Source organism: Microbacterium sp. LCT-H2, from assembly GCF_001866135.1.
GTDB lineage: Bacteria > Actinomycetota > Actinomycetes > Actinomycetales > Microbacteriaceae > Microbacterium.
In genome coordinates, this window is the sequence record NZ_MODW01000001.1 from 270,861 (window position 1) to 292,519 (window position 21,659).

A 21,659-nucleotide genomic window follows, 5' to 3' on the forward strand; every position below is an offset into this window, starting at 1 on the left:
CACCATTGTCAACGGCACACCTTCGTGCGACATGCTGCCGAGGGTCGTGGCGCACAATGGGGTCATGATCCCCGCCGTCACGGAGCTCCTCGATTCCGCCCGCGTCGTCGCCCTGCCGATGCAGACCCGCTTCCGCGGCGTCGACACCCGCGAGGCCCTGCTGTTCGAAGGACCGGAGGGCTGGGCGGAGTTCTCGCCGTTCGTCGAGTACGACGACGCCGAGGCCGCAACCTGGCTGGCGGCGGCGATCGACTACGCGTACGCACCCCAGCCCGCACCGCTGCGTGACCGCGTCGCCGTCAACGCCACCGTGCCCGCCGTCGGCGCCGACCGCGTGCCCGAGGTCCTCGGGCGTTTCGCCGGCTGCCGGACCGCGAAGGTCAAGGTCGCCGAGCCCGGCCAGGCGCTGGCGGACGACGTCGCCCGGGTCCGGGCCGTCCGCGAGGCGCTCGGGCCGGAGGGCCGCATCCGGGTCGACGCGAACGGCCTGTGGAACGTCGACGAGGCCGAGCACGCAGTGCACGCCCTCGCCCCGTTCGACCTGGAGTACGTCGAGCAGCCGTGCGCGTCGGTGCCCGAGCTCGTCGAGCTGCGCCGGCGCATCGCCTACATGGGCATCCCGATCGCGGCGGACGAGAGCATCCGGAAGTCCGGCGACCCCCTCGCCGTCGCACGCGCGGGCGCGGCGGACATCGTCGTCATCAAGGCGCAGCCCCTAGGCGGCCTGACCCACGCCCTGCAGATCGTCACCGCCGCCGGCCTGCCCGCGGTCGTCTCCAGCGCGCTGGACACCGCGATCGGGCTCTCCCAGGGGGCCGCCCTGGCCGCCGCCCTCCCGACCCTCGACTATGACTGCGGTCTCGGCACGGCCTCCCTGTTTCAGGACGACGTCGCCGACCTCCGCCCCGCGGACGGAGCGATCCCGGTGGGACGCCTGACCCCCGACCCGGCAGCGCTCACCCGGCTCGCCGCCGCGGACGAACGCCGTGAGTGGTGGCTGGCCCGGCTGGCCCGCTGCCACCACGAGCTGGTCGCAGCCCGCAGCGCCTAGGACTCGACGAGGAGTTCCACGAGCCGCCCAAGCTCCTCGCCGCCGGAGTGCCGCAGGGCCGCGTCGTCACGACCGGCCATGGCACCGCGGACGGTCATGCCCTCCCAGAGGATCATGAGCATGCGCGCCGCATCGGTCGCGGGCAGCCGGAGACGCAGCGTGCCCGCCGCCTCCACGATGTCCTCCACGATGCGCGCGATGCTCGCGACCATCTCGCGCTCCTGGGCGAGGTAGGCCTCGCCGAACTGCGGGTCGCGCAGGGCGCGGATCCGGATCTCGCTCATCAGCATCACGCCCAGGCGGTCGTCGCTGCCGAGCTCCATGATCTGCTGGACGAGATCCTTCGGGTCGCAGTCGTCGGCGAGCTCGCCGTCTGCACGCATCTGCTCCACGCGGGTCCGCACGGCTGCCACCCTCGCGTCGGCGACACCGGCCGCGAGGGTCAGGAACAGCTCGTCCTTCGAGTCGAAGTTGGAGTAGAACGCCCCGCGCGTGAAGCCGGCGCGCTCGCAGACGGCCTCGACCGAGGCACCGTCCAGGCCGGCCTCGGCGAACACCTGCGCGGCGGCCTCCAGCAGGCGCGCCTTCGTGTTCTCCCGGCTGCGGGTGGCGGGTGACGACATCGGAACCTCCTGGCCTTCCCTCTCGACGATTCACACCCGGTGCACAGACTCCGGATGGCGGATGACCTTACGATACATCTATGTATCGGATACACCTGTGTATCCACCCGGCACCCCACGGAGAATCGCGTGTCCACACTCCTCTCGTCCCTCGGACGCTGGTCCTTCCGCCACCCGTGGCGCGTCCTCGTCTCCTGGCTCCTCGCGCTCGGCATCGCCGGAGCCGGAGCCGTGGTCCTCGGTGCCGGCACCGACAACACGTTCTCCATCCCCGGGACCGAGTCCCAAGCCGGCCTCGAGCAGCTCTCCCGCTCCTTCCCGCAGGTGAGCGGCACGAATGCGCAGTTCATCGTCGTGGCCGCCGACGGCGACGAGATCACCGGTGACGAGTACCGCGAGCCGATCGAGGATGCCGTGTCGGAGCTCGGCGACCTCGACGAGGTCCTCGCCGCCACCTCGCCGTACGACGAGATGGTCAACGGCATGATCAACGACGACGGCACGGCGGCCATCGTGCGCCTGCAGTTCGACGGTGAGTCCACCGACGTCTCCGAGGAGACGAAGGACGCGCTGCGCTCCGCCGTCGACGAGCTCGCGGCAGAGCTCCCCGACGGTGCGCAGGCCTCCCTCGGCGGCGACCTCTTCGCGATCTCGATCCCCGGCGTCACGCTCACGGAGGCGGTGGGCCTGCTCATCGCGCTGCTCGTGCTCATCGTCACGTTCCGCTCGTTCGTGGTCGCCGGGCTCCCCCTGCTCACCGCGATCCTCGGCGTCGGCATCTCCATGGCCGGGATCTTCATGGCGACTGCCTTCGCGACCGTCTCGTCCACCACGCCGCTGCTCGCCCTGATGCTCGGGCTCGCGGTCGGGATCGACTACGCGCTCTTCATCGTCGCGCGCCACCAGGACCAGGTCCGGGACGGCGTTGAACCTGAGGAGTCGGCCGCCCGCGCGGTCGGCACGGCCGGATCGGCGGTCGTCTTCGCCGGCGTCACCGTGCTCATCGCGCTGATCGGCCTGGGCTTCGCGGGGATCCCGTTCCTCACCACCATGGGCGTCGCGGCGTCCGTGGCCGTCGCGGTCGCCGTGGCGATCGCAGTGACCCTGACCCCCGCCCTGCTCGGATTCCTCAAGGGCCGCGTGGCCGGACGACCGAAGCGCGCGAAGACCCCGAAGAAGGCGGCCGCGGAGGACGCCGCCACGAAGCCCCGCGGCAGCCGTCGGTGGGTGGAGGGCGTGACGAAGCACCCCGTCCTCGTCTCGCTCGCGGTCGTCCTCGGCCTCGGCATCGTGGCCGTCCCCGCTCTCAGCCTCGACCTCGCCCTGCCCAATGCCGGCGTCCTGCCGAAGGACTCCGAGGCGCGACAGAACTACGACCTCGTCGGCGAGCAGTTCGGTCCCGGCTTCAACGGCCCGCTCATCCTCACCGGCACCATCGTCACCTCCACCGATCCGCTCGGTCTCATGGAAGACCTCGGAGACGCGGTGGCCGAGGTGCCCGGTGTGAAGGAGGTCGCCCTCGCGACGCCGAACGAGACAGCCGACACCGGCATCGTCCAGATCATCCCGGAGACGGCTCCCGACGACCCCGCGACGGCCGACCTCGTGCGCGAGCTCCGCAGCCACCACGACGAGTGGCTGGACGAGTTCGGCATCGACCTCAAGGTCACCGGCTTCACCGCCGTCGGCATCGACATCTCGGATCAGCTCGGGGCGGCTCTGCTGCCGTTCGGGATCTTCGTGATCGGCCTCTCGCTGATCCTCCTCACCATCGTGTTCCGTTCGCTCTGGGTGCCGATCACCGCCGCGGCGGGCTACCTGCTGTCGATCGTCGCCGCCTTCGGCGTCGTCGGGGCGGTCTTCGAGTGGGGCTGGTTCGCCGACCTCCTGCACGTCGCGAAGGTCGGACCGATCATCAGCTTCATGCCGATCATCCTCATGGGCGTGCTCTTCGGCCTCGCGATGGACTACCAGGTGTTCCTCGTGTCGCGGATGCGCGAGGACTTCGTGCACGATCCCGACCTCCGCCAGGGTGCGGGAGTTGTGAACCGCGCCACCCGACGGGCCGCGGCGCTGCGCGCGGTACGGAGCGGGTTCACCGGTTCGGCGAAGGTCGTCACGGCGGCCGGTCTCATCATGTTCGCGGTGTTCGTCGCCTTCGTGCCGGAGGGCGACTCCTCCCTCAAGCCCATCGCCCTCGGACTCGCCGCCGGCATCGCCTTCGACGCCTTCCTCGTGCGCATGACGCTGATCCCGGCGCTCATGGCGATCCTCGGCGAGCGCGCGTGGGAGATCCCGTCGTGGCTGGAGCGGATCCTCCCCCGCGTGGACATCGAGGGCGAGGCGGTGGAACGCGAGCGGCACCTCGAGGCGTGGCCGGGCGACGGGTCGCTCGTCGCGGCCGATGACCTGGAGCTCGGTGCCGGCCCCTCGGCGACGGAGGGACTGTCGCTGCGGCTCGCGCCCGGCGCAGCCCTGGTCGCGAGTGGCGGGGATGCCGGGACGCTGCGGGCCCTCGCGCTCACCGTCGGCGCCCGCATCGCCCCGGCCGACGGACGCCTCCGCGTCGCCGGGCACCTGCTCCCCGGTCGTGCGGCCTGGGTCCGTTCCCACGTGGGCTGCGTGCTCGCGGGAGACGACGCCCCGGTGCTCGCCGACCTCCGCGAAGCCCTCCGCGGTCGTTCCGAGCTCGTGGTGATCGACGGCGCGGACCGGCTCCGCGGCGGCGAGCGCGACCAGGTCGCCGCGATGCTGCGCGATGCGAGGTCGCGCCGAGAGCTCGCCGTCTTCGCCACCGCCGTCGATCCCGACGCGGCCCGTTCCCTCCTCACGGACGCCGGATGGCCGTCCGCCGACGTACTCGACACGCGCGCGCCCCGCCCGAGCGCCGCAGAAACGACCGAGGTGCCCGCATGACCCTCCCCCTCGAGCGCGCCCGCTCACGCAAGCCCATCACCTGGCTCACGATCCTCGGCGTCCTGCTGCTGCCCGCCGCGATCGGCGGCATCCTCATGGCGGCGCTCTACAACCCGACCGAGCGCCTCGACTCCATGACCGCGGCGATCGTGAACCTCGACGAGCCCGTCGAGATCGACGGCCAGACCGCGCCTCTCGGGCGGCAGCTCGCGTCCGGGCTCGTCGAGGGCTCGGACGATCTCGACTCGAACCTCACGTGGGTCATCTCCAACGAGGAGGACGCCGCCGACGGGCTCGCCGACGGCACCTACCAGGCCGTCATCACGATCCCCGAGGACTTCTCGGCCGCGGCGACCTCCGCAGGTCAGGCGGTCGCGGACGGCGGCGGGGACGCGGAGCAGGCGACGATCCAGGTGACGACGCCCGACGACGGCCTCGTGGCGGACGACCTCATCACCGGGCAGATCGCCGACGTGGCGGCCTCGACGCTCGGCACCACGCTGTCCGAGGCCACGACCGAGAACATCCTCGTCGGCTTCACCACCATCGGCGACCAGATCGGCGACGCGGCGGACGGGGCCCTGGAGCTGGCGAACGGGGCGCGTGACGCGGCGACCGGCGCCGCGGCCCTCCCGGAGGGTGCGACGCAACTCGCCGCGGGCGCCGGAGAGCTGGGCACCGGGGCCTCGACCCTCGCGTCCGGCCTCGACACGATCGCGGGGCAGACGCGGCAGGCGGCAACCGGCGCAGGGACGATCGGCGCGGGACTCACCTCCGCGGCGACTGAGCTGCAGGGCCGGGTCGCCGGCGTCCAGAAGCTCACCGGTAGCATCCAGTCGGCGGGCGCGTCGGCGAAGTCGGCCGCGACGGACTCGGCCACGGTCGCACAGGGTCTCGGGACGATGGCGGCCACGGCGTGCGCCGCCGACCCGGACTCGGCGGAGTGCGGGCAGCTCTCGGACCTCGCCGCGAAGGCGGCGGCAGCGGCGAAGTCGGCGGGGACCGCCTCCGGCATCCTCAACAGCCCCCAGGTCGCGGGCGGAATCGCCGCGCTTCCGCGGTCCTTCTCCACGCTCGCCACCCAGCTCGGCGAGGCGGGCGCCGGGGCGACCGAGCTCGCCGGCGGGCTCAACCGCCTCGCTACAGAGGGTGTGGATCAGTCGGCCGCGGGAGCGCGGGCGCTGTCGTCGGGCGCGACGCAGCTCGCCGACGGCGCGACCCAGCTCGCCGACGGCAGCACGGAGCTCGCCACCGGTCTCGACACCCTCGCGACCGGCACCGGCGATCTCGCGGGCGGACTGCGCACCGCGGCCGACTCCCTCCCGTCCTTCAGCGACGAGGAGTCGACGTCGCTGGCGTCGGTGATCGCCGACCCCGTGGCGACCGACTCCTCGATGGGCTCGCTCTTCGGCCCCACCGCGATCCCGCTGCTCACCACGGTGGTGCTGTGGTTCGGCGGCCTCGCGTCCTTCCTCGTGCTCCGTGCCCACACGGCGCGCACCCTCACCTCACGACGCTCCTCCGCCTCCCTCACCTTCCGCGCGTTCTGGCCGGCCGCAGCGATCGGCGCGGCACAGGGTCTGCTCGTCTCGCTCATCGTGCAGATCGTGGCCGACTACGACGTCGCGGAGTGGTGGGCGTTCGCGGGGACCGCCGTCCTCGCCGGGGTGGTGTTCGCCGCGGTGAACCAGGCCCTCGTGGCGGTGTTCGGCGGCGTCGGACGCTGGATCGCCGCACTGATCGGTGTCATCGCCGTGGCGACGGGACTCATCTCGACCGTGCCCGACTGGCTCGCGAGCATCGGGGCCGCCCTCCCGACCGCACCGGCCTTCGCGGGTCTCGTGGAGGCGAGCGGGGCCGCCGTCGCCGCCCTCGTCGTCTGGGGCGTGCTCTCGCTCGTCGCCACGACGGTGGTCGTCGCGGTCCGCCGCACGACCACGGCGCGTGCCGTCGTCACCGCCTGACCCCGGGCACAACTTCGGAGATCACGCACGACACGCCGCCGGGCACCCCGCTCCGGCGGCGTGTCGTGTGGCGATCTCCGAAACAGTGCACGGACGCGACGGCGACACCCCGTACCCTCGTGCCATGCGCCGACCGTTCATGGACACTCCGGACCAACTCGCGAGTCTCGACGGGCAGCAGTATCTCGTCCTCCGGCCGACCGGGGCCGTCGCCGTGGAATACCGGGCCATCCAGGAGGCCGCGCTCGGTCGTCTGGACACGCCGCTCCGGCATCCGCACACGGAGCACGTGACGCTTCGAGGCTTCTTCGAGCCGGAGCGTCGGGAGGAGCTGCGAGCCGTGATCCGCGCCTGGGCCACGGAACAGAGTCCTCTCGAGCTCACCGCCGACGCCGTGGACGTCTTCCCCGCGCCGTGGCAGATCGTGATCCTGCGCCTCGCCCGCACGCCCGCGCTCGTGCACGCGTACGCCTCGCTGACGGAGGTGCTCCGGCCGACGGACCTCCGCCGCCTCGACGAGCTCTCCGTCGAGGACTGGACCTTCCACCTCTCGGTGCTCTACGGCACGACGCTCGATCCCGAGACCTGGCAGCAGCTCGCCGCCACCGAGGTCCGTCCGCTCCTCCCCGCGCCGACGGAGGTCGTCACGGAGGCCGAGTTCGTCTGGTACGAGAGCGGCGTCGAGCACGCCGAGGTCATCCCCCTCGGCAGCTGAGCCCAGCTCCGGCGGGCACGACTTCGGAGATGGCGGACGACTCACCGACACCGAGCCCCGCCCGTCGGTGTGTCCCTCGCGACCTCCGAAGCTGTGCTCGGTGGGATCAGCTCAGGCCGGAGTAGGCGTGCAGGCCCTTGAAGAAGACGTTGACGATGGTGAAGTTGAAGATCACCGCGGTGAAGCCGACGATCGAGAGCCAGGCCGAGGGGTTGCCGCGCCAGCCACGCGTCGCCCTGGCGTGGATGTATCCGGCGTAGAGCACCCAGATCACGAAGGTCCAGGTCTCCTTCACGTCGAAGCCCCAGAAGCGGCTCCAGGCGTAGTACGCCCAGATGGACCCGGCGATGAGGGTGAAGGTCCAGAGGATGAAGCCGATGATCGTGAACAGGTATGCCAGGCTCTCCAGGCGCTCCGCCGGCGGGAAGGTGCGCAGGAACCCGGGGCCGGTCTTCGCCGCCCCCTCGCCGAGCAGCCGCTCGCGTCGGGCCTGCATGAGCTGGATCACCGAGAGCGCGAAGGCGAGGGCGAAGAACGCCGTGGCGAGCGAGGCCACGAACACGTGGATGATGAGCCAGACGCTCTTCAGCGGGTCCATCAGCGGGGAGACCTCGACGTAGAAGTTCGTCGCGCCGAGGCCCAGGAGCACGACCACGAGGCCCGTGATGAAGGTGCCGAGGAAGCGCAGGTCGAGGCGGGTCAGCACCACGAGGTAGACGGCGATGATGAGGAGCGTGCCCACCATCGCGAACTCGTACAGGTTCGCCCAGGGCACCCGTCCCGCGGCGATACCGCGGGTGAGGGTCGCCGCGAGGTGGAACACGAAGCCGAGCACCGTGAGCGAGGTGCCGATGCGGGCCATGACGAACCGCTGCGGCGCCGCCGTCGGGGCTCCGGTCGCATCGAGCGGCGCGGAGACGCCACCACCGGAACGACCGGCGGCCACGAGCTCGCCCTCACGGACGGTGTGGGCGTCGGCGGTCGCCTGCGAGCGACGCGCGAGATCGAAGGCATAGGCCACGAAGGCCGCCGCGTAGATCGCGATCGCCGTCCAGAGCAGGACGGGCGAGATCACGGTGAGCTCGAGCATGGTGTCAGTCTACTTTCCGGGTGCCGGGGCCGCAGGGTCCGCGGCGGCGTCCGCGGCATCCTCGTCGGCGTCTTCAGGGGTGCGGGCGATCGTGCCGCCCGCGGCGTCGAGCAGCCGGGCGTGACCGGCGCGGAGGTCGTCCACGGCGCGGGCGAGCGTGGGGTCTTCCCCTCGGGCCAGGGCCGCGTACTCGAGGTCGACCGCGCCGTCCGCCGCGGTGGCCTTCACCCACACGCGCCGACGCGGCACGAACAGGGCCAGCATGAGGCCGCCGAGGGCGAGCAGCGCGAACCCGAGCACGAACACCCCGGACTCGTCGCGGTGGATCTGCAGGGAGGCGAACCGCTTGACGGACTCGGAGGAGTCGGTGGCGCCCTCCGGCGACTCGTCGTCGAAGGTCACCGAGCCGAGGCCGTTCGGCAGCTGCGCGGTCTCACCGGGTGAGAGCTCGATCGACTCGACGTCGGTGCTGCGTCCGGTGAGCTTGGTCATGTCGGAGGTGTCGAGCACGTAGACCGAGCGCGGCACGCCGTCGTTGATCCCGAGGTCGCCCGTGTACACGTCGAGCGTGAGCGTGGGGTTGGTGAGGTCGGGGTAGGCGGAGAAGAAGGCGCCCGTGTCGAGCACGCCGGTGGTCGGGTAGAAGAAGCCGACGAGGCCCACCTGCTCGGCCAGGCCGTCCGGCACCTTGAGCACGCCGAGCGAGGTCATGTTGTTGTCCTGCGGGAGGAACGGCGTGCTGTTGTGGAACACCACGTTGCCCTCGGGGTCGCGCACGGTGACCGTCGGGGCGTACCCGTTGCCGAGCAGGAACACGTCGTCATCGGCCACGCCCAGCGGCTCGTTGACCTTGACGGCGCCCTCGCGCTCCTCGCCGTTCTCCTGGATGGTCATGTTCGCGGAGAAGTTCCCGGCCTGGCCGGAGCCGGGCTCACCGAACGGCTGATACGTGACGTCGAAGGAGTCCAGCCGCATCGAGTACGGCGCGAAGGAGTCGTCGGCCACGAAGCGCCCGCGGTTCATGGAGTCGTAGTCGAGCAGCGTGTTCGCGAAGGTCTCCCCCTCGACGAGCACGCGCTGGCCCGTGTACGCGAAGCCGCCGCCGACGCCGATCGTCACGAGCACGCCGACGAGGGCGAGGTGGAAGAGCAGGTTGCCCGTCTCCCGCCAGTAGCCGCGCTCGGCCGACACCGAGTACGTGCGGCCGCGGTCATAGCGCTCCACGCGGTAGCCGAGTGCCTTGAGCTGCTTCGTGGCGACGTCGATCGAGGCGGCGGCCTCCGCGTCGGCGTCCCCCGTCCGCGTGCCGGAGTCGGCGACCGTGTCGCGGGTGACGGCGCGGTAGTCCTCCAGGCGCCGCAGCCGCGCGGGCGTGCGCGGCGGGCGGGCCTGCAGCGCCTTGGCGTGGTGCTTGATGCGCGGGATGACGCAGCCGACGAGCGAGGTGAACAGCAGCAGGTAGATCGCCGAGAACCAGGGCGACAGGTACACGTCGAAGAGCTTGAGCGCGTCGAGCACCGGGAACAGGTCGGGGTTGTCGCGCTCCCACTGCGTCACGCCGTTCGGGTCGGCCATCCGCTGCGGGAAGATCGATCCGGGGATGGCCGCGATCGCCAGGACCAGCAGCAGGACGAGCGCCGTGCGCATCGAGGTGAGCTGACGCCACCCCCACCGCAGCCAGCCGACGAAGCCGAGGCGCGGCTGGGTGATGGTGTCGTCGCCGTCGACGTGGTCGGACGGGCGGAGCGGATCGCTGGAGTCGTTGGTCACGGCACCCTTGTTCTTCGTCATGGTCTTCTCGGAGCGGTCAGAGCGGGAGGACGACACTGCCGATCACCGCCGTCAGCCGCGACATGATGTCGGTCCACAGTCCGGTGACCATCAGCACGCCGAGCAGGATCAGCAGCACGCCGCCGAGGATGTTCACGACCCGGATGTGGCGGCGCAGGAACCCGATGGCCTTGGTCGCCCAGCCGAAGCCGAGGGCGACGAGCAGGAACGGGATGCCGAGGCCGAGGGAGTACGCGAGGCCGAGAAAGCCTGCGCGGACGGGATCGCCGGCGTTGAAGGAGAGGGCGAGGATGGCGGCAAGCGTGGGGCCCATGCAGGGCGCCCAGCCGATGCCGAGCGCGACGCCGAGGAGCGGGGCACCGACCATGCCGGCCTTCGAGTCGACGTGGAAGCGGAGCTCCTTCTGCGCGAACCCGAAGAGCCCGAGGAAGACCAGGCCCATCGCGATGATGACGACGCCGAGGATGCGGGTGATGAGGTCGCCCCACTGGAGCAGAAACACGCCGGCGGTGCCGCCGAGCACCGTGTAGAGGATGAAGACCACGGTGAAGCCGAGGATGAACAGCAGCACACCGAGGACGAGGCGGCTGCGCGTCGCCGTCTGCGTGGTGCCGCCGGTCGTCGAGGTGTTCCGCGGCGTGACGGCTCCCCCGAGGAAGCCGAGGTACCCCGGAACGAGCGGGAGCACGCACGGCGAGAGGAACGAGACGAGTCCGGCGAGCATCGCCACCGGGACCGCGATCCAGAGGGCTCCGGATCCGATGATCGCGTCGGGGTTCACGACGACCTCGCGGACATCAGGAGTCCTCCGCCAGCGCGTCCTTGACGAGCGTGGAGAGCACGGAGGTGCCGTCGATCGGACCGATGATCTTCGCGGCGACGCGGCCCTGCTTGTCGAGCACGAGCGTGGTGGGGGTGGCCGAGATCGGCACGACCTTCGCGAAGGCGAGCTTGGCCTGGGCGGTGTCCACGTCGATGAGGCTCGGGTAGGTGATCCCGAACTCGTCGGCGAACGCGACAGCCGTGTCCGCCTGGTCGCGCGTGTTGATACCGATGAACTGCACGTCCGCGTCCTGGTGCTCCTGCCAGACGGCCTCCAGGTCGGGGGCCTCGACGCGGCACGGGGCGCAGCCGGCGTACCAGAAGTTCACGACCGCGACCTTCCCGGCGATGTCGGCGCTGTCGAAGTCCTCGCCGTGCTCGGTGACCCCGGCGAACTCGACCGGCTCGCCGCGTTCGGCGACGGGGATCTCGACGATCGCGCCGTCGGCCGCGACATAGCCGGTGTTCTCGCCGTTCAGGAACGACTCGCTCACGGCGTCGGGAGCGCAGGCGCTCAGACCGACGGCGAGCACCGCAGCGAGCGCGGCTCCGCCCAGGCGGCCGAGGGGCCGAAGACGGGAGGGGCGGCCGTTGCGGATCGGGTGAATCCTGGAAGCGCGGGACACGTCTCCGAGTTTACGCAGAGCTTCCTATGCATCGGCCGGGTACCCCCGGGGGGAGTCAGAAGCGCGCGAGCACGTCGTCCACCCCGGCGCGGAACCGCGGACAGGTCGCGATGTCGTGCGCCCGGCACCCCATGGCGTGCTCGGTCATCTCCCGCGATCGCCGCATCTCCTCCATCCGGCGGTCGAGGTCGTCGAGATGTTGCTGCAGCACCTGATGCCGCCCGGCGCTGCCGTCGTCGAGGAGCACGGCGATCTGGTCGAGGCTCATCCCGGCGGCCTTGCTGCGCTGGATGACGGCGATGCGCACGACCTCGTCCTCGCCGTACCGACGCCGGCCCGCCGGGTCGCGGGGCGGCCGGAGCAGTCCGACGGTCTCCCAGTGCCGCAGCACGTTCGTCGGCAGGTCGAACCGCGCGGCGACCTCGCCGACGGACCACGGGTGCGGGTCGCTTGACTTCATGTTGACATGAAGTCACAGACTGGTGCCGAACGCAAGACGCGAGAAGGGAACCCCCATGTACGACGCGATCGTGATCGGTGCCGGCCCCGCCGGACTCCAGGCGGCGCTGACCCTCGGACGGATGCACCGGCCCGTGCTCCTGCTGGACTCCGGCGAGTACCGCAACGGCACCGTGCGGCACATGCACAACATGATCCTCGCCGATGGGAAGGCCCCGGCGGACCTCCGCGCCCAGGCCCGCACGGAGCTCGCGGCCTATGCGGACGTCGAGGTGCGCGACGTCGCGGCGCAGCGGATCTCGGGCGACGCGGGGACGGGCTTCACGGTGAGCTTCGCCGACGGGTCGGCGGCCGACGCCCGACGGGTGATCCTGGCGACCGGCGTCGCGGACGACCTCCCGCCGGTGCCTGGTCTCGCCGAGCTCTGGGGCGTCCGGGTCTTCAGCTGCCCGTTCTGCGACGGACACGAGCACGCCGGGAAGCCGATCGCGCTCCTCGGGGCGGCTCCCCGGGCGGCCCATCTGATCGGGTTGCTCGGCCGTATCGTCGGCGAGATCACGGTGGTCCCGGTGGGCGAGCCGTTCGCCGCGGAGGACCGTGTCGCGCTGGAGGAGCTCGGGGTGCGGGTGGCCTCCGCTCGGGTCGAGGCTGTCGCCGCGCACGGAGACGGGGTGCGGGTGCGCAGCGCGGAGGGCGACCTCGACGTCGCGGGTGTGTTCGTGGCCTCCGGCACGATGCGGCACCGGGCGTCGTTCGCCGCGGACCTCGGGCTGCAGCTCCTGGAGTCGGGGTCCATCGAGATCGACGAGTTCGGGAGGACGTCGCTTCCGGGGGTCTTCGCGGCGGGCGACCTCGCCCATCGCGCGACCCTCCCCGGCCCGATGGCCTCGGTCCTCCTCGCCGCCGCCGCGGGACAGCTCGCCGCGGTGGGGGTGCTCCAGTCCCTCTGACTTCGAATCGCCCGATTGGTCCCATCTCCCGGCCGGATGGGGCCATTCAGGCGACTCGAACGGGGGTCAGACGGCCCCGACGTCGACAGCACCGCCGGTCGCGGCGGGCTCGGCGTACGAGACCTCGCGCCAGACGTCGCCGACGCGCGCGAACGAGGTCACGCTCGACAGGGTGCAGCGGCGGGTCCGCGGGTCGTGCTGCAGCGGAAGGCCGGCGACGCGGAGGTGCGTGATCCAGATGGGCGCCTGATGCGACACCATCACGATGTCCCCCGCGGTCGGGATCTCGGCCGCGGCCGTCCACGCCTCGTCCATCACCCCGAGCATGCGCTCCGCGATCGACGCGTACGGCTCGCCCCAGCTCGGCAGCGACGGCTGACGCAGGTGCCACCAGTTCATCGGGTTCATCAGCGACCGCCGCATCCGGGTGCCCTCGAACACGTTCGTCGGCTCGATCAGACGGATGTCGGTCTCGGGTTCGAGGTCGAACACCTCCGCGAACGGGGCAGCCGACTCCTGCGCACGCTCCAGCGGCGACGCGAACAGGGCGGTCACCGGATCGCCGAGCCCCGCCACGTGCTCCGCCGCCGCCTGCGCCATCTCCTCCCCCGCAGTGCTGAGGTGATAGTCGGGCAGCCGTCCGTAGAGCACGCGGGACGGGTTGTGCACCTCACCGTGGCGAACGAGGTGCAGAAGTGATGCCGCCACGTCAGACCTCGCGGTAGCGGGAGTCGCCGAACCCGAGGATCAGATAGCCGATGTAGGGGAAAAGGAACAGCAGGAAGAAGGAGAACACCCCGCCCTTGCCGAAGCGCGCGCCGAGCTTGAACGCGACGATGACCCCGAGGATGAAGTTCGCGATCGGCACGAGGTAGAGCAGGGCGAACCAGCCCGACATCCCGGCGATCTTCACGAGGAACACGACATTCACGATCGGGATGATCGCGAGGATGCCGGGGTACCCCGCCTTCGTGAAGACCTTCCACAGTCCCACCACGACGAGGATGTAGAAGATGAGGGCGATGAGTCCCGTCGTGCCCGAGAAGATCGCGCCGAACAGGTCGGGAAGGCCGTTGCCGTCCGAGATGGAGAGGTGCATGGGGGTCCGCCTTTCGTCGTGGCGATCCTACTGAGGTGCCGCTGCTCCGCGCTGGTGACCCGGCCGGGAAGGGCCGGGACGCCCGCGTAGACTGGGCGGGTTCATCTTTTCCCCGGATCAGGAGGAATCCTCCGTGCTGCGCACCCACTCCGCAGGCTCCCTGCGCGCCGAGAACATCGGTCAGACCGTCACCCTCACCGGGTGGGTCGATCGTCGTCGTGACCACGGAGGCGTCGCTTTCATCGATCTGCGGGACGCGTCGGGCATCGCCCAGGTCGTCATCCGCGACGAGGAGATCGCCCACCCGCTGCGCAACGAGTTCGTCCTCAAGGTCACCGGCGAGGTGTCGCGACGCCCCGAGGGCAACGCCAACCCGAACCTCCCCTCCGGCGAGATCGAGGTCATCGCGGCCGACGTCGAGGTGCTGAACGAGTCGGCCCCGCTGCCGTTCCAGGTCTCGACCGCTCTGGCCGACACCGAGACCGTCGGCGAGGAGGCGCGCCTGAAGTACCGCTACCTCGACCTCCGCCGCCCGGCCGCCGCCTCCGCGCTGCGCCTGCGGTCCGACGTCTACAAGGCGATCCGCGACGTGCTGCACGCCGAGGACTTCACCGAGGTCGAGACCCCGACCCTCACCCGTTCCACACCGGAGGGCGCCCGTGACTTCGTCGTCCCCGCCCGCCTGCACCCGGGCAGCTGGTACGCCCTGCCCCAGTCGCCGCAGCTCTTCAAGCAGCTGCTCATGGTCGGCGGCGTGGAGAAGTACTTCCAGATCGCCCGCTGCTACCGCGACGAGGACTTCCGCGCCGACCGTCAGCCCGAGTTCACGCAGCTCGACATCGAGATGAGCTTCGTCGACCAGGAGGACGTGATCGCCCTCATGGAGTCGCTCATCGTGGCGATGTGGAAGACGATCGGCGTCGAGGTGCAGACCCCGCTGCCGCGGATGACGTACGCCGACGCCATGGCGAAGTACGGCTCCGACAAGCCCGACCTCCGCTTCGGGCTCCAGCTCGTCGAGGCGACCGAGTACTTCAAGGACACCCCGTTCCGCGTGTTCCAGGCCGAGTACGTCGGTGCGGTGCGCATGCCCGGCGGTGCGAGCCAGCCGCGCAAGCAGCTCGACGCCTGGCAGGACTGGGCCAAGCAGCGCGGCGCCCGTGGTCTCGCCTACGTGCTGTTCAACGAGGACGGCACCCTGGGTGGGCCTGCCGCGAAGAACCTGTCCGAGGCCGAGCAGGCGGGCCTGGCGGAGTTCGTCGGCGCCGAGCCGGGCGACTGCGTGTTCTTCGCCGCCGGTGCCGCCAAGGAGAGCCGGGCGCTGCTCGGCGCCGCACGGGTCGAGATCGGCCGTCGCCTCGGCTACCTGAACCCGGATGAGTTCGCCTTCACCTGGGTCGTCGACGCTCCCATGTTCGAGCCGGCCGCCGACGCGGTCGCCTCCGGAGACGTGGCGGTGGGCGCGGGTGCCTGGACGGCGGTGCACCACGCGTTCACGGGCCCGAAGCCCGAGTTCGAGGACACGTTCGACACCGACCCCGGATCGGCCCTCGCCTACGCGTACGACATCGTGTGCAACGGCTCGGAGCTCGGCGGCGGGTCCATCCGCATCCACCGCGAGGACATCCAGAAGCGGGTCTTCGAGGTCATGGGCATCAGCGACGAGGTGGCGCAGGAGCAGTTCGGCTTCCTCCTCGATGCGTTCAAGTTCGGCGCTCCCCCGCACGGCGGCATCGCGCTCGGCATGGACCGCGTGCTCCAGCACCTGACGAAGACCGAGTCGATCCGCGACGTCATCGCCTTCCCGAAGTCCGGGAACGGCTTCGATCCCCTCACCTCCGCTCCCGCGCCGATCACCCCCGAGCAGCGCGCCGAGGCCGGTGTGGACTTCACCCCCGAGGACGAGGCCTGACCCGCCGAGACCCCGTCTTACCGCCGAGACCCCGGGACGCTGCCGCTGGCAGCCCGGGGTCTCGTCGCGTACCCGGGGTCTCGGCGAAGAAAGAAAGGGGGAATCAGGCGAAGAGGGGGGCGAGGTTCTCGTTCCACACGTCGACGCCGAGCTTCGCGATGAGAGCCACCACGACGACGAGGAACACCACGCGGATGAACGTCGTACCGCGGGAGATGGCCATCCGCGAGCCCAGGTAGCTGCCGCCGACGTTCGCGACCGCGAGGATGCCCCCGAGCAGCCACAGCACCGAGCCGTGCGGGATGAAGAGGAGCAGCGCCCCCGCGTTCGTCGCGAGATTGACGATCTTCGCCTTCGCGCTCGCCTGCAGGAAGTCGTAGCCCAGCAGCGCGACGAGAGTGATCACGAGGAAGGTGCCCGTCCCCGGACCGATCATCCCGTCGTAGAACCCGATGCCGAGCCCGGCGAGCCCGGCCATGATGTGGTGCTTGTGCCCGTGGAAGCGCAGCTGCGTCGCCGCCCCGAGCTGCGGCCGGAGCGCCGTGAACAGGGCCACCGCCAGCAGGGCGATCACGATGATGGGCTTGAAGGCGGCCGGGGGCAGCACCGTGGCGACCGCCGCACCCCCGAACGAGCCGATCAACGCGATCACCGCCATCGGCAGAGCTGTGCGGAGGTCGGGCTTGGCCCGGCGGTAGTAGGTGATGCTGCTGGTCGCGGTCCCGAACACGGAGGCGAGCTTGTTCGTCGCGAGCGCCTGGACCGGGGCGATGCCGGGGATGAGGAGCAGCGCCGGGAGCTGCAGCAGCCCTCCGCCGCCGACGACCGCGTCGATCCACCCGGCGCTGAACGCCGCCACGATGATGAGGATCAGCATCCCCCAGGTGAGCTGCTCGAGACCGAGGAGGCTGCCGATATCCACTCCGCCATGATTCCAGACCCGCGGGCGCCGTCCCGCATCCACCGCTGGCAGACTGGGCTCATGCTCGCCGCTCTCCCGCTTCCGCATCCGTTCGCATCGAGGAGCGGGGACGCCGTGCTGCGGCGGGCGACCGAGGCCGACGCCGACGCCGTCATCGCGCTGCTCGCCGACGACCCGATCAGCGCCGCCCGCGGCGATGTGGCCTCCGACGAGGACCGCCCGGCGTACGAGCGCGGCCTCCGCGAGATCCTGGCCGACCCGTCGAACGACCTCCTCGTGATCGAGCTCGACGGCGCGGTGGTCGGCACCCTCCAGCTCACCTCGATCCCCGGGATGGCACGCCGCGGCGCCCGGCGGCTGCTCGTCGAGGCGGTCCGGGTCCGCAGCGACCTGCGGTCCTCGGGCATCGGCTCCGCGGTCATGCGCTGGGTCGGCGACACGGCGGCGCCCGCCCTCGGTGCGGCCATGGTGCAGCTCACCTCCGACGCCGCCCGCGCCGACGCCCACCGCTTCTACGAGCGCCTCGGCTACGTGGGCTCGCACCGCGGCTTCAAGTACACCGTCCCGCAGCGCTGAATCGCGGCGCATCCCCGCGCCACCCGCGCGACACCGACCGTTCACCGGAGCCGCTCCCTGCGGCTACCTCCCCCTCGTAGTGTCCTCTCGCAACCCGACACCGGCGCACAGCGCCGGACACCGAGAGGACACTCATGGCACGCTCCATCCGCCGCGCACGCATCGGCGCCGGCATCGCCCTGGCCACCACGGCCGTCATCGCTCTGACCTCCTGCGCCTCCGCGACCGACTCCCCGGCCGCCGGTGACGACGCCGTGGACGCGGCGAGCGCGACCTCCGTCGAGGACTTCGGCTCGTTCGCCGACCTGGAGGCGGCCGCGAAGGAGGAGGGTCAGCTCAACGTCATCGCCCTCCCCCGCGACTGGGCGAACTACGGCGAGATCCTCGACCTGTTCACGGAGAAGTACCCCGAGATCACCGTCAACGAGGCCTCGCCCGACGTCTCCAGCGCCGAGGAGATCCAGGCGGCCGAGACGAACAAGGGCCTCGACACCGCCCCCGACGTCTTCGACCTCGGCCTGACCGTCGCCCTGCAGAACACCGACGCCTTCGCCCCGTACAAGGTCCAGACCTGGGACGACATCCCCGACGAGCTGAAGGAGCCCACCGGCCTCTTCGTCGGCGACTACGGCGGCTACATGTCGATCGGCTACGACTCCTCCGCCTTCGAGGCGCCGGCGGAGCTGTCCGACCTCCTCTCCGCCGACTACAAGGGCGCCGTCGCCATCAACGGCGACCCGACGCAGGCCGGAGCGGCTTTCGCCGCCGTCGGCCTGGCGACCGTGCAGTCGGACGGCACGCTGGACGACTTCCAGCCGGGCATCGACTTCTTCGCCGACCTGCAGAAGGCCGGGAACCTCCTCAAGGTCGACGTCACGACCGCGACCGTCGCCAGCGGCGAGACCCCCGTCGTCTTCGACTGGGACTACCTGAACGCGGCGCACACGGCCGACAACCCGGACTGGAAGGTCGTGGTCTTCGACGGCACCGGCTACGCGGGCTACTACAACCAGGCCATCAACGTCGACGCTCCGAACCCGGCGGCCGCGCGTCTGTGGCAGGAGTTCCTCTACAGCGACGAGGTGCAGAACCTGTGGCTGAAGGGCGGCGCCCGTCCGGTGCGCATGGAGGCGATGACCGAGGCCGGCACGATCGACGAGAAGCTCGCGGCCGCTCTCCCCGACGCTCCGGAGGAGACCGTCGTGCCGACCGAGGAGCAGTCCGAGAACGCCGGCACGCTGCTCGGCGAGAAGTGGGCAGCGGCGGTCCAGTGACCTCCGTCGTCGCACCGGGGGTGGATGCCGCGGCGTCCGCCCCCGCCACCGCCGCCGGACCCGCGTCGCACACGCGGGCCCGGCGGTCGGCGCCGTCCGTGGCGTGGCTGGGACTCGTACCGTTCGCCGCCTACGTGCTGCTCTTCCTCGCCGTGCCGACCGTGCTCGCGATCGGCTCCGGGTTCTTCGACCGCGACGGCGCTTTCACCTGGACGAACGTCGCCGCCCTCGGCGACCCGGTGGTGCTCACGACCTTCGCGAACTCGGCGGGGCTGTCGCTGCTCACCGCGGCGGTCGGCGCCCTCGTCGGCGCCCTCGTCGCCTACGCTCTCCTCGGCATGAACCCGGACGGCGTCGTGCGGCGCTCCGTGGACGCGGCCGCCGGGGTCCTCGCGCAGTTCGGCGGGGTCATGCTCGCCTTCGCCTTCATCGCCACGATCGGAATCCAGGGTGTGGTCACGGTCTTCCTCCGTGACACGTTCGGCGTCGACATCTTCGCCGAGGGCACGTGGCTGTATGAGCTGCCCGGCCTCATCCTTCCGTACATCTACTTCCAGGTGCCGCTCATGGTCATCACCTTCCTACCCGCCCTCGCCGCCCTGAAGCCGCAGTGGGTCGAGGCGAACCTCACCCTCGGGGGCAGCAGGGCGAGCTTCTGGCTGCGGATCGGCCTCCCGGTGCTGGCGCCGTCGTTCCTCGCCAGCCTGCTGCTGCTCTTCGCGAACGCGTTCTCCTCGTACGCCACGGCCGCGGCGCTCGCGAGTCAGGGCTCCCAGATCGTCCCGTTGCAGATCCGTACCGCGCTCACGAGCGAGACCCTGCTCGGCCGGGAGAACCTCGCCGGCGCTCTCGCCCTCGGCATGATCATCGTGGTCGGGGTCGTGATGGCGCTGTACTCGCTCATCCAGCGACGTGCCGCGCGGTGGCAGGCATGAACGGCCTCGCCCCGTCGCGCGCGACCCGTGCGGTGATCGGCATCGTCGTCGGGGCGTTCTTCGCGGTGCCCCTCGTGTCGACGTTCCTCTTCACGCTCCGCGGCACGGACGGGCTCTCCTTCGCGCACTGGACCGCCCTCTTCGACCCCGCGGCGTCGGCAGCCCTGAAGCCCCTCTGGACGGGTCTCGGGAACTCGCTGGTCCTCGCGGTCGTCACCGTGGCGATCGTGCTGTTCCTCCTGGCCCCCACGATGATCCTCGTGAACCTCCGCTTCCCCCGGCTCACGGCAGCCTTCGAGTTCGTCGCGCTCCTGCCGATCTCGATCCCCGCGATCGTGCTCGTGGTGGGGCTCGCGCCGATCTACCTGCAGATCGGTCGGACCGTGGGCACCGGCACCTGGACCCTCGCCTTCGCCTACGGCGTCACCGTCCTCCCCTTCGCCTTCCGCTCGATCCAGGCCTCGATCGATGCCGCCGATCTGCGCACGCTGTCCGAAGCGGCGCGCTCGCTCGGGGCGGGCTGGCCGACGGTCGTGCTCCACGTTGTCGCGCCGAACCTCCGACAGGGCCTGCTCGCCGCCTCGCTGATCTCCATCGCGGTGGTGCTCGGAGAGTTCACAATCGCGTCCCTCCTCAACCGGCAGGTCTTCCAGACGGCGATGGTCGTGGTGCAGAAGCAGGACCCGTATGCGCCCGCGATCTTCACACTGCTCGCCCTGTCGTTCGTCTTCCTCCTGCTCCTGCTCATCGGCCGCGTCGCCCGCGGTCCGCGAAAGGCCCGCTCATGACCCTCGATCACGCACTCCCGCGCACCAAGGACAACCTGCTGCTCGCCCAGGCCGGCGACGGCACGCGGGTCGAGCTCCACGGCATCGTCAAGAGCTACGGCGGTACGAGGGTGCTGCACGGCGTGGACCTCGACATCGCCCCCGGGGAGTTCGTCTCGCTGCTCGGTCCCTCCGGCTGCGGCAAGACGACGCTGCTCCGTGTGCTCGCGGGACTGGAAGGCGCCGACGAGGGAACCGTCCTCCTCGGCGGCGGGGACGTCTCGCGAGTGCCGACGAACCGGCGCGACATCGGGATGGTGTTCCAGTCGTACTCGCTCTTCCCGCACCTCCGCGTCGTCGACAACACGGCCTTCGGGCTCCGTCGTCGAGGTGTCGGCAAGACCGAGGCGGCGCGGCGTGCCCTTGATGCGCTCGCCCTCGTGGGCCTCGCCGACCTTGCCGACCGGTTCCCGCATCAGCTCTCCGGCGGACAGCAGCAGCGGGTCGCCCTGGCTCGCGCCCTCGTCACGGAACCCCGGGTGCTTCTGCTCGACGAACCCCTGTCGGCTCTCGACGCCAAGGTGCGCGTGCAGCTCCGCGACGAGATCCGGCGCATCCAGCTGCGGCTCGGCATCACGACCGTCTTCGTCACGCACGACCAAGAGGAGGCCCTCGCGGTGTCGGACCGGATCGCGGTCATGAACGCCGGTCGCATCGAGCAGATCGGCTCCCCGGAAGAGCTGTACACGACTCCCGCGACCGCCGAGGTCGCCGCGTTCGTGGGCCTCTCCAGCGTCGTTTCCGGCGTCGCGGACGGCGAGCACGTCGTCGTGTGGGGGCAACGTCTCCCCTTGCAGACCCCCGCCGACGGCCCCGTCGACGTGTACCTCCGTCCGGAGAACGTGCGCTTCACCACCGCGGAGGACGCCGCCACCGATGCCCTCGTGGAGGAGAGCACGTTCCTCGGCAGCATGCGGCGGACCCTCGTGCGCACGGAGTCGGGCGAGCTCGTCCGCGTGCAACACGATCCCGCCCTGCACCCGTCGTTCGGTGACCGCGTCCGCATCGCGGTGACCCCTGTCCCGGTGGTCGCGCGCCCCCGCGGCTGACGAGACCCCGGGTTCACGTCGAGACCCCCGGCTGCAGACGTCTGCAGCCGGGGGTCTC

General features: G+C 71.0%; 20 protein-coding genes. 11 read left to right on the forward strand and 9 right to left on the reverse strand.

From position 1 onward, the window contains the following. Positions 1–64 precede the first annotated feature (64 nt). Entirely contained in the window at positions 65–1,051 is a 987-nt protein-coding gene (locus tag BK819_RS01270; RefSeq protein WP_071327566.1) for an o-succinylbenzoate synthase, read from the forward strand. Here the strand turns inward: BK819_RS01270 and BK819_RS01275 are convergent. Then, positions 1,048–1,674, reverse strand: coding sequence for a TetR/AcrR family transcriptional regulator (locus BK819_RS01275; protein WP_071327567.1), 627 nt, complete (start codon positions 1,672–1,674; stop codon positions 1,048–1,050). The genes BK819_RS01270 and BK819_RS01275 overlap by 4 nt on opposite strands. Positions 1,675–1,803: 129 nt before the next feature. On the opposite strand from BK819_RS01275, the gene BK819_RS01280 reads away from it, so the two are divergent. The 3 genes from BK819_RS01280 to BK819_RS01290 all read left to right on the forward strand — a co-directional run bounded on the left by BK819_RS01280 (position 1,804) and on the right by BK819_RS01290 (position 7,269). Continuing rightward, positions 1,804–4,590: an efflux RND transporter permease subunit gene (locus BK819_RS01280; protein WP_071327568.1), complete on the forward strand. Its 2,787-nt coding sequence runs from the start codon at positions 1,804–1,806 to the stop codon at positions 4,588–4,590. Continuing rightward, positions 4,587–6,554 carry a YhgE/Pip family protein gene (locus BK819_RS01285; RefSeq protein WP_071327569.1) on the forward strand — a complete coding sequence of 656 codons (1,968 nt, stop codon included), beginning with the start codon at positions 4,587–4,589 and terminating at the stop codon, positions 6,552–6,554. The genes BK819_RS01280 and BK819_RS01285 overlap by 4 nt, the downstream gene beginning before the upstream one ends. A 124-nt stretch (positions 6,555–6,678) precedes the next feature. Beyond that, positions 6,679–7,269, forward strand: coding sequence for a 2'-5' RNA ligase family protein (locus BK819_RS01290; protein WP_256209340.1), 591 nt, complete (start codon positions 6,679–6,681; stop codon positions 7,267–7,269). A 106-nt stretch (positions 7,270–7,375) separates the two neighbouring features. Here the strand turns inward: BK819_RS01290 and ccsB are convergent, their stop codons facing one another. The 5 genes from ccsB to BK819_RS01315 are packed head-to-tail and all read right to left on the reverse strand — an operon-like array spanning position 7,376 to position 12,058. Further along, positions 7,376–8,359, reverse strand: a complete 984-nt coding sequence (gene ccsB / locus BK819_RS01295; protein ID WP_071327570.1) for a c-type cytochrome biogenesis protein CcsB — start codon at positions 8,357–8,359, stop codon at positions 7,376–7,378. Positions 8,360–8,368: 9 nt separating this feature from the next. Next, positions 8,369–10,150 (reverse strand): cytochrome c biogenesis protein ResB, encoded by a 1,782-nt coding sequence (locus tag BK819_RS01300; protein WP_071327571.1) that lies wholly within the window; start codon positions 10,148–10,150, stop codon positions 8,369–8,371. 16 nt (positions 10,151–10,166) lie between these two features. After that, positions 10,167–10,931, reverse strand: a complete 765-nt coding sequence (locus tag BK819_RS01305; protein ID WP_071327572.1) for a cytochrome c biogenesis CcdA family protein — start codon at positions 10,929–10,931, stop codon at positions 10,167–10,169. Between the two features lie 16 nt (positions 10,932–10,947). Beyond that, entirely contained in the window at positions 10,948–11,598 is a 651-nt protein-coding gene (locus BK819_RS01310; RefSeq protein ID WP_082749996.1) for a TlpA disulfide reductase family protein, read from the reverse strand. Between the two features lie 55 nt (positions 11,599–11,653). Beyond that, positions 11,654–12,058, reverse strand: coding sequence for a MerR family transcriptional regulator (locus tag BK819_RS01315; protein WP_060921714.1), 405 nt, complete (start codon positions 12,056–12,058; stop codon positions 11,654–11,656). A 55-nt stretch (positions 12,059–12,113) separates the two neighbouring features. On the opposite strand from BK819_RS01315, the gene BK819_RS01320 reads away from it, so the two are divergent. Next, entirely contained in the window at positions 12,114–13,007 is an 894-nt protein-coding gene (locus tag BK819_RS01320; RefSeq protein WP_071327573.1) for an NAD(P)/FAD-dependent oxidoreductase, read from the forward strand. A 66-nt stretch (positions 13,008–13,073) separates the two neighbouring features. Here BK819_RS01320 and BK819_RS01325 read toward each other — a convergent pair whose 3' ends face one another. Next, positions 13,074–13,715, reverse strand: a complete 642-nt coding sequence (locus BK819_RS01325; protein WP_071327574.1) for a histidine phosphatase family protein — start codon at positions 13,713–13,715, stop codon at positions 13,074–13,076. A 1-nt stretch (position 13,716) separates the two neighbouring features. Beyond that, positions 13,717–14,106, reverse strand: a complete 390-nt coding sequence (locus BK819_RS01330) for a DUF5684 domain-containing protein (protein ID WP_025104449.1) — start codon at positions 14,104–14,106, stop codon at positions 13,717–13,719. A 133-nt stretch (positions 14,107–14,239) separates the two neighbouring features. Between BK819_RS01330 and aspS the strand changes: the two genes are divergently transcribed. After that, on the forward strand, positions 14,240–16,018 hold the full coding sequence (gene aspS, locus BK819_RS01335) for an aspartate--tRNA ligase (RefSeq protein ID WP_071327575.1): 1,779 nt from the start codon (positions 14,240–14,242) through the stop codon (positions 16,016–16,018). 103 nt (positions 16,019–16,121) lie between these two features. Here aspS and BK819_RS01340 read toward each other — a convergent pair whose 3' ends face one another. Then, entirely contained in the window at positions 16,122–16,895 is a 774-nt protein-coding gene (locus BK819_RS01340; protein WP_060921721.1) for a TSUP family transporter, read from the reverse strand. 105 nt (positions 16,896–17,000) lie between these two features. On the opposite strand from BK819_RS01340, the gene BK819_RS01345 reads away from it, so the two are divergent. From BK819_RS01345 to BK819_RS01365, 5 genes are all read left to right on the forward strand, one after another. Then, positions 17,001–17,516, forward strand: a complete 516-nt coding sequence (locus BK819_RS01345; protein WP_071328052.1) for a GNAT family N-acetyltransferase — start codon at positions 17,001–17,003, stop codon at positions 17,514–17,516. Between the two features lie 134 nt (positions 17,517–17,650). Then, entirely contained in the window at positions 17,651–18,790 is a 1,140-nt protein-coding gene (locus tag BK819_RS01350) for an ABC transporter substrate-binding protein (protein WP_071327576.1), read from the forward strand. Beyond that, positions 18,787–19,725 carry an ABC transporter permease subunit gene (locus BK819_RS01355; protein WP_083391607.1) on the forward strand — a complete coding sequence of 313 codons (939 nt, stop codon included), beginning with the start codon at positions 18,787–18,789 and terminating at the stop codon, positions 19,723–19,725. Before BK819_RS01350 ends, BK819_RS01355 begins: the two co-directional genes overlap by 4 nt. Then, a complete protein-coding gene (locus BK819_RS01360) occupies positions 19,722–20,513 on the forward strand; it encodes an ABC transporter permease (RefSeq protein WP_071327578.1) in 792 nt (263 codons plus the stop codon). The genes BK819_RS01355 and BK819_RS01360 overlap by 4 nt, the downstream gene beginning before the upstream one ends. Further along, the gene (locus tag BK819_RS01365; protein WP_071327579.1) at positions 20,510–21,601 is read left to right on the forward strand and encodes an ABC transporter ATP-binding protein; all 1,092 of its coding nucleotides are present in this window, start codon (positions 20,510–20,512) and stop codon (positions 21,599–21,601) included. The genes BK819_RS01360 and BK819_RS01365 overlap by 4 nt, the downstream gene beginning before the upstream one ends. Positions 21,602–21,659 lie beyond the last annotated feature (58 nt).

Coding starts and splice junctions, on each gene's coding strand:
- BK819_RS01340 (WP_060921721.1), bottom strand. CDS start 16,895: ATGCTGATCCTCATCATCGTGGCGGCGTTCAGCGCCGGGTGGATCGAC.
- BK819_RS01330 (WP_025104449.1), bottom strand. CDS start 14,106: ATGCACCTCTCCATCTCGGACGGCAACGGCCTTCCCGACCTGTTCGGC.
- BK819_RS01300 (WP_071327571.1), bottom strand. CDS start 10,150: ATGACGAAGAACAAGGGTGCCGTGACCAACGACTCCAGCGATCCGCTC.
- BK819_RS01365 (WP_071327579.1), top strand. CDS start 20,510: ATGACCCTCGATCACGCACTCCCGCGCACCAAGGACAACCTGCTGCTC.
- BK819_RS01315 (WP_060921714.1), bottom strand. CDS start 12,058: ATGAAGTCAAGCGACCCGCACCCGTGGTCCGTCGGCGAGGTCGCCGCG.
- ccsB (WP_071327570.1), bottom strand. CDS start 8,359: ATGCTCGAGCTCACCGTGATCTCGCCCGTCCTGCTCTGGACGGCGATC.
- BK819_RS01320 (WP_071327573.1), top strand. CDS start 12,114: ATGTACGACGCGATCGTGATCGGTGCCGGCCCCGCCGGACTCCAGGCG.
- BK819_RS01290 (WP_256209340.1), top strand. CDS start 6,679: ATGCGCCGACCGTTCATGGACACTCCGGACCAACTCGCGAGTCTCGAC.
- BK819_RS01350 (WP_071327576.1), top strand. CDS start 17,651: ATGGCACGCTCCATCCGCCGCGCACGCATCGGCGCCGGCATCGCCCTG.
- BK819_RS01285 (WP_071327569.1), top strand. CDS start 4,587: ATGACCCTCCCCCTCGAGCGCGCCCGCTCACGCAAGCCCATCACCTGG.
- BK819_RS01345 (WP_071328052.1), top strand. CDS start 17,001: ATGCTCGCCGCTCTCCCGCTTCCGCATCCGTTCGCATCGAGGAGCGGG.
- BK819_RS01275 (WP_071327567.1), bottom strand. CDS start 1,674: ATGTCGTCACCCGCCACCCGCAGCCGGGAGAACACGAAGGCGCGCCTG.
- BK819_RS01360 (WP_071327578.1), top strand. CDS start 19,722: ATGAACGGCCTCGCCCCGTCGCGCGCGACCCGTGCGGTGATCGGCATC.
- BK819_RS01270 (WP_071327566.1), top strand. CDS start 65: ATGATCCCCGCCGTCACGGAGCTCCTCGATTCCGCCCGCGTCGTCGCC.